Here is a 5,511-nt window from a genome sequence, read left to right on the forward strand (position 1 = left end):
CCGCACCCGCACCAGCCACTTCGCACGACTTCGCCCCGCCGAGCAACAGCTCTGCGGGGCGAAGTGATCAGGACCCCGAATTCGCCAACAGCATCAGCACGGCTGCCCGGGGCCCTCTGTCATCCCCCGATCATTGCACTAGTTCAATGATCCATTGCGTCTAGTTCAAATGGCGACTACCGTGGCGGTCATGAGTGCGAAGACCCCCGCTCCGGTCACCCTGACCGGCACCCACGTCCGCCTGGAGCCGCTGGCCCCGAGCCACGCCGCCGACCTCTTCGAGGCGGTCGGCGGGGACGAGGAGGTGTTCCGCTGGCTGTCCTCCGAGGCCCCGCGGACCGAGGCGGAGACGGCCGACCTCATCGCCCACTACCTGGACAGCCCGGGGTGCGTGCCGCTCGCCGTGATCGAGCTCGCCGGCGGCAGGGCGGTCGGCGTGACCTGCCTGTTCGACGCCAACCCCGCCCAGGAGTGGGTGGAGATCGGCGGCACCTTCTACGGCCGCCGGGTCTGGCGCACCGCGGTGAACAGCGAGGCCAAGCGGCTGCTGCTGGACCACGCCTTCGGCGAGCTGGGCATGGGCCGGGTGATGTGGAAGACCGACCACCTCAACGAGCGCTCGCAGGCCGCGATCCGGCGGCTCGGCGCGCAGTACGAGGGCACCTTCCGGCGGGCCCGGCGGCGCAAGGACGGCAGCTGGCGGGACAGCGTCTACTTCTCGATGCTGGCCGACGAGTGGCCGGCGGCGCGCGAGCGGCTGGTCGCCCGGGGCTGACCCGCGGGCCGGCCTCAGTCGGCGACCCGCAGCACCACCTTGCCGCGGGTGCGGTTGCTGCCGACCAGCTCGAAGGCCCGCGCCACCTGGTCCAGCGGCAGCTCGGCGGCCACCTCGACCCGCAGCTGCCCCCGCTCGACCAGGTCCACCAGGCCGAGCAGCCCGACCTGGTCCGGCTCCACCAGCACGTCGGTGATCCTGCGCCCGGTGGCCGCCGCCCGCGCGGCCGCCGCGGCGTCCACCCCGCCGGGCACCGCCACCAGCAGTCCGCCCTCGCGCAGCACGCCGAGGCTGCGCAGCTGGTGCTCCGGGCCGCCGACGTTGTCGACCACCAGGTCGACCTCGCCGACCTCCCGCTCGAACGGCCCCGCCGTGTAGTCCACCACCTGGTCCACGCCCAGCTCGCGCAGGAAGGCGTGCTTGCCCGCACTGGCCGTGCCGATCACCTCGGCACCCCGGGCCTTGGCGATCTGCACCGCGAGGTGGCCCACCCCGCCGGCCGCCGCGTGCACCAGCACCCGCTGGCCGGCCCGCACCCGGGCCGTGTCCACCAGGATCTGCCACGCCGTCAGCCCGGCCAGCGGGAGCGCCGCCGCCCGGACGTGGTCGAGCCCGGCGGGCTTGCGGACGAAGTGGCGCGAGGGGGCCGTGACGTACTCGGCCAGGCCGCCGGCCAACCGGGGGAAGTTCGGCATGCCGAACACCTCGTCGCCCGGCGAGAGCCAGCTCGCCCCGAAGCCGACCGCCTCCACCGTGCCGGAGACGTCCCAGCCGAGGGTGTACGGCGGCTCGCCGTACAGCCAGGCCAGGCCCTCGCCCCGGCTGGTCTTCACGTCCACCGGGTTGAGCGCCGCCGCGTGCACCCGCACCAGCACCTCGGTCGGGCCCGGCTCGGGGCGCGGAGCCGTGGCGACCCGCAGCGCCTCCGGTCCGCCGAAGGTGTCCTGGGTGACCGTTCGCATCTCGTTCGTCATGCCGCCCAGCCTGGCGCCCGGTCGGCCGCCGGGGCAGACGGCACTTGCAGGTGCCCGGTGGAATAGGCCGCCCCGGCGGCCGGGTTGCCCTCGTCATGACCGAGGACCGCTGCCCCTGCCGCCCGCTGCTCGACCGGCTCGGTGACCGCTGGTCGGCGCTGCTGCTGGTGACGCTGCAGGAGGGCGGCTGCTGCTACGGCGACCTGGAGCGCCGGATCGGCGACATCAGCCGCAAGGTGCTCACCCAGACCCTGCGCAGCCTGGAGCGCGACGGACTGGTCACCCGGACCGTGCTGACCGGCACCGTGGTCCGGGTCCGCTACGAGCTGAGCGAGCTCGGCCACAGCCTGGCCGAGCCGCTGGGCGCGATCCGCGGCTGGATCGACCGACACCAGGAACAGGTCGAGACCCACCGGCGCAGCTACGACGCCGGCGAGGCCACCGCGCCGGGCGTCACCGAGCTGCGCCGCCGTCAGTCCTCCTCCACCAGGTGGTCCACGCAGACCGCGACCGCGAGCAGGAGGCCGGCGTCCGCCCCGTCGGCGATCTTCACCCCGTAGCTGTCGCGGAGCCGGAACCACTTGCGGGAGATCTCGGCGATCCGGTCGCCGTGCGACTCGATCCGGTAGTCCTTCTCGATCAGGTTGCCGTGCACCTCCAGCTCGCCGCCGTCGCGCAGCTCCACGTGGTACTTGTCGCGGAACGGGGTGAAGAGCTTCTTGCGCACGGTGGCGATCACGTCGCCCCGGCTGTCCTCGATCTTCATCGCGTCGCGGACCGAGAGCGCCTTGTGCTTGATCACCGCGACCACCCGGCCGCCGGCGTCCTTGAGCTCGAAGGTGTCGCGGATCCGCAGCACCTTGGCGTCCACCAGGAACGCCTTGTCCCCGTGCTCGTCCTCGATCCAGAAGTCCTCGCCGATGGTGAAGAGCCGCTCCCTGACCTGGTACTTCATCCGTTCCTCCGTTCGGGCGCGCGGTTGTCCCCCTCGGCATACCACCACCGGGCGCTCCGGCGGCGGCGCGACACGGGTCAGCTCAGGTCCCAGAGCAGGCGGTAGTACGCGGTCCGCTCCGGGTCGGGGTCGATGCCGTAGGCGTCCAGCAGCGGGCGCTCCCAGCCCGGGCCGTAGTTCCAGGTGGTGCTCCAGGTGGCCACCGCCAGGTCGGCCCAGCGGTCGGCCACCCCGAGCGCACCCAGGTCCACGTGGCCGCTCCAGCGCCCGTCGGCCCCGATCAGGGTGTTGGGGGCGCACGCGTCGCCGTGGCAGACCACCGGCCGGTCGACCGGCGGGGCCTCGGCCACCAGCGCCAGCGCCCGGTCGACCGTGCCCAGCCGCCGGTGTTCCCGGTGCCAGTGGGCCGGTTCGGTGCGCAGCCCGACGGCGCGGGCGTACCGGGAGGCGGCGGACCACTCGAAGGGGCAGTCCGCCACCGGCAGCGCGTCGTGCAGCGCGCGCAGGCCCGCGCCGATCGCGCGCACCGCGGTGGCCGGCTCGCGCTTCCAGCGCGGCTGCACCGCCGCGGTCCCGGCCAGCGCGGCGGTGACCAGCCAGGTGCCCCCGTCGTCCGCCCCCTGGTCCAGCACCCGCGGCACCACCGCGTACGCGCCGGCCCAGCGCAGCCGCTCCGCCTCCGCCGCCAGGTCCGCCCGGGTCCCGGCCGGCGCCCACTTCAGGTACCGCTCCCCCGCCCGGAAGGTCACCCCACCGGCCTCGTTGCGCCAGACCACCTCGACCGGCGCGCCACCGGCCAGCTCCACGACGACCCGCGGCGGCTCCACCGGACCCTGCGACTGGTTCTCGAACACCCGGCCATTCTGACGAGCCGTCACCGCATCGGGTCAACCGGTTTCCCGGTCGGCCGCCCGACCGGCGGCGCCCTGCGGAACCGGGGCCTCCGGAATGCGGACGCCCCGGGTGGGGTTGGATGGGGACATGGCTACTCGCGCGCGTGTCCGTGCCCCCGAGCTGATCGGTGAGGGCGGCTGGCTGAACACCGGTGGCAAGGATCTGACCCTGGCGGACCTCAGGGGCAAGATCGTGATCGCCGACTTCTGGACCTTCTGCTGCATCAACTGCCTCCACGTGCTGGACGAGCTGCGCGAGCTGGAGGAGAAACACCGGGACACGGTGGTGATCGTCGGGGTGCACTCGCCGAAGTTCGTGCACGAGGCGGACCACCGGGCGGTGGTGGACGCGGTGGCGCGGTACGAGGTGGCGCACCCGGTGCTGGACGACCCGAAGCTGGTGACCTGGAAGCAGTACGCGGTCCGGGCCTGGCCGACGCTGGTGGTGATCGACCCCGAGGGGTACGTGGTCGCCCAGCACGCGGGCGAGGGCCACGCGCACGCGATCGAGCGGCTGGTCGAGGAGCTGGAGGCGGAGCACGGGGCCAAGGGCACGCTGCGCCGCGGGGACGGTCCGTACGTGCCGCCGGAGCCGGTGGCCGGGGCGCTGAAGTTCCCCGGCAAGGCGGTCCGACTGCCCGGTGGCGGATACCTGGTGGCCGACTCGGGGCACCACTCGCTGGTCGAGCTGGCCGAGGACGGCGAGAGCGTGGTGCGCCGGATCGGCGACGGCGAGCGCGGCCTGGTCGACGGCACCGCGCCCCGCTTCAGCGAGCCGCAGGGCCTGGCGCTGGTCCCCGAGGGCCTCGACCTCGGCTACGACGTGGTGGTGGCCGACACCGTGAACCACGCGCTGCGCGGGGTGCGGCTGGCCGACGGCGCGGTGACCACGCTGGCCGGCACCGGCCGCCAGTGGTGGCAGGGCTCGCCCACCCTGGGCCCGGCCCGCGAGGTGGACCTCTCCTCCCCCTGGGACGTGGCCTTCTTCGACGGCCGGGTGTGGATCGCGATGGCCGGCGTGCACCAGCTGTGGGCCTTCGACCCGGCCGCCGGCACCGTCGCGGTGGCCGCCGGCACCACCAACGAGGGCCTGGTCGACGGTCCGGCGGCCGAGGCCTGGTTCGCCCAGCCCTCCGGCCTGGCGGCCTCCGCCGACGGCGAGCGGCTCTGGGTGGCCGACTCCGAGACCTCGGCGCTGCGCTGGGTTTCACGTGAAACAGGCACCGTGCACACCGCGGTCGGTACCGGCCTGTTCGACTTCGGCCACCGCGACGGCGCGGCCGAGCAGGCGCTGCTCCAGCACCCACTGGGCGTCACCGTGCTGCCGGACGGCTCGGTGGCGGTCGCGGACACCTACAACCACGCGCTGCGCCGCTTCGACCCGGCCACCGGTGAGGTCAGCACGCTCGCCACCGACCTGCGCGAGCCCTCGGGCGCGGTGCTGGCCGGCGAGGACATCGTGGTGGTGGAGTCGGCCCGGCACCGCCTCACCCGGCTGCGGCTGCCCGAGGAGGCGGTGGCCGTGGAGTCGGTGGCGCACCGCACCCAGCGCGCCGCCACCGAGGTGGCTCCCGGCACGCTGCGGCTGGACGTGGTCTTCCGCGCGCCCGGCGGGCAGAAGCTGGACGAGCGGTACGGCCCGTCCACCCGACTGCTGGTCAGCTCGACCCCGCCGGAGCTGCTGCTCGCCGGTGCCGGCGCGGACAGCGCCCTCTCCCGCGAGCTGGTGCTCAACCCCGAGCTGGCCGAGGGCGTGCTGCACGTCTCGGCGATGGCCGCCTCCTGCGACGACGACCCGGCGGTCGAGTACCCGGCCTGCCACGTGCACCAGCAGGACTGGGGCGTGCCGGTGAAGCTGGTCGAGGGCGCGGCCGACCGGCTGCCGCTGGTGCTGGCCGGGATGGAGTAGTGACC

General features: G+C 74.3%; 6 protein-coding genes. 3 read left to right on the forward strand and 3 right to left on the reverse strand.

Annotated features, from left to right (window positions below; translation table 11 throughout):
• Positions 1-190 precede the first annotated feature (190 nt).
• Positions 191-775, forward strand: coding sequence for a GNAT family N-acetyltransferase (locus ACFW1A_RS37875; protein WP_380417742.1), 585 nt, complete (start codon positions 191-193; stop codon positions 773-775).
• Between the two features lie 14 nt (positions 776-789).
• On the opposite strand, the gene ACFW1A_RS37880 is transcribed toward ACFW1A_RS37875, so the two are convergent.
• Positions 790-1,749 carry an NADP-dependent oxidoreductase gene (locus ACFW1A_RS37880; protein ID WP_380417744.1) on the reverse strand — a complete coding sequence of 320 codons (960 nt, stop codon included), beginning with the start codon at positions 1,747-1,749 and terminating at the stop codon, positions 790-792.
• Between the two features lie 95 nt (positions 1,750-1,844).
• Between ACFW1A_RS37880 and ACFW1A_RS37885 the strand changes: the two genes are divergently transcribed.
• Positions 1,845-2,309 (forward strand): winged helix-turn-helix transcriptional regulator, encoded by a 465-nt coding sequence (locus ACFW1A_RS37885; RefSeq protein ID WP_380417746.1) that lies wholly within the window; start codon positions 1,845-1,847, stop codon positions 2,307-2,309.
• On the opposite strand, the gene ACFW1A_RS37890 is transcribed toward ACFW1A_RS37885, so the two are convergent.
• Positions 2,222-2,704 (reverse strand): LURP-one-related/scramblase family protein, encoded by a 483-nt coding sequence (locus ACFW1A_RS37890; RefSeq protein ID WP_380417748.1) that lies wholly within the window; start codon positions 2,702-2,704, stop codon positions 2,222-2,224. The genes ACFW1A_RS37885 and ACFW1A_RS37890 overlap by 88 nt on opposite strands.
• Positions 2,705-2,781: 77 nt before the next feature.
• Positions 2,782-3,558: an aminoglycoside 3'-phosphotransferase gene (locus ACFW1A_RS37895; protein ID WP_380417750.1), complete on the reverse strand. Its 777-nt coding sequence runs from the start codon at positions 3,556-3,558 to the stop codon at positions 2,782-2,784.
• Positions 3,559-3,685: 127 nt separating this feature from the next.
• On the opposite strand from ACFW1A_RS37895, the gene ACFW1A_RS37900 reads away from it, so the two are divergent.
• Entirely contained in the window at positions 3,686-5,506 is a 1,821-nt protein-coding gene (locus ACFW1A_RS37900; protein WP_380417752.1) for an NHL domain-containing thioredoxin family protein, read from the forward strand.
• The last annotated feature ends 5 nt before the right edge of the window (positions 5,507-5,511 follow it).

The sequence above is a fragment of the Kitasatospora sp. NPDC058965 genome (assembly GCF_042741245.1).
Taxonomy (GTDB): domain Bacteria; phylum Actinomycetota; class Actinomycetes; order Streptomycetales; family Streptomycetaceae; genus Kitasatospora.

Bases quoted from the DNA above. Each gene is read 5' to 3' on its own strand.
- ACFW1A_RS37875 (WP_380417742.1), top strand. From the start codon at position 191: ATGAGTGCGAAGACCCCCGCTCCGGTCACCCTGACCGGCACCCACGTC.
- ACFW1A_RS37880 (WP_380417744.1), bottom strand. From the start codon at position 1,749: ATGACGAACGAGATGCGAACGGTCACCCAGGACACCTTCGGCGGACCG.
- ACFW1A_RS37885 (WP_380417746.1), top strand. From the start codon at position 1,845: ATGACCGAGGACCGCTGCCCCTGCCGCCCGCTGCTCGACCGGCTCGGT.
- ACFW1A_RS37890 (WP_380417748.1), bottom strand. From the start codon at position 2,704: ATGAAGTACCAGGTCAGGGAGCGGCTCTTCACCATCGGCGAGGACTTC.
- ACFW1A_RS37900 (WP_380417752.1), top strand. From the start codon at position 3,686: ATGGCTACTCGCGCGCGTGTCCGTGCCCCCGAGCTGATCGGTGAGGGC.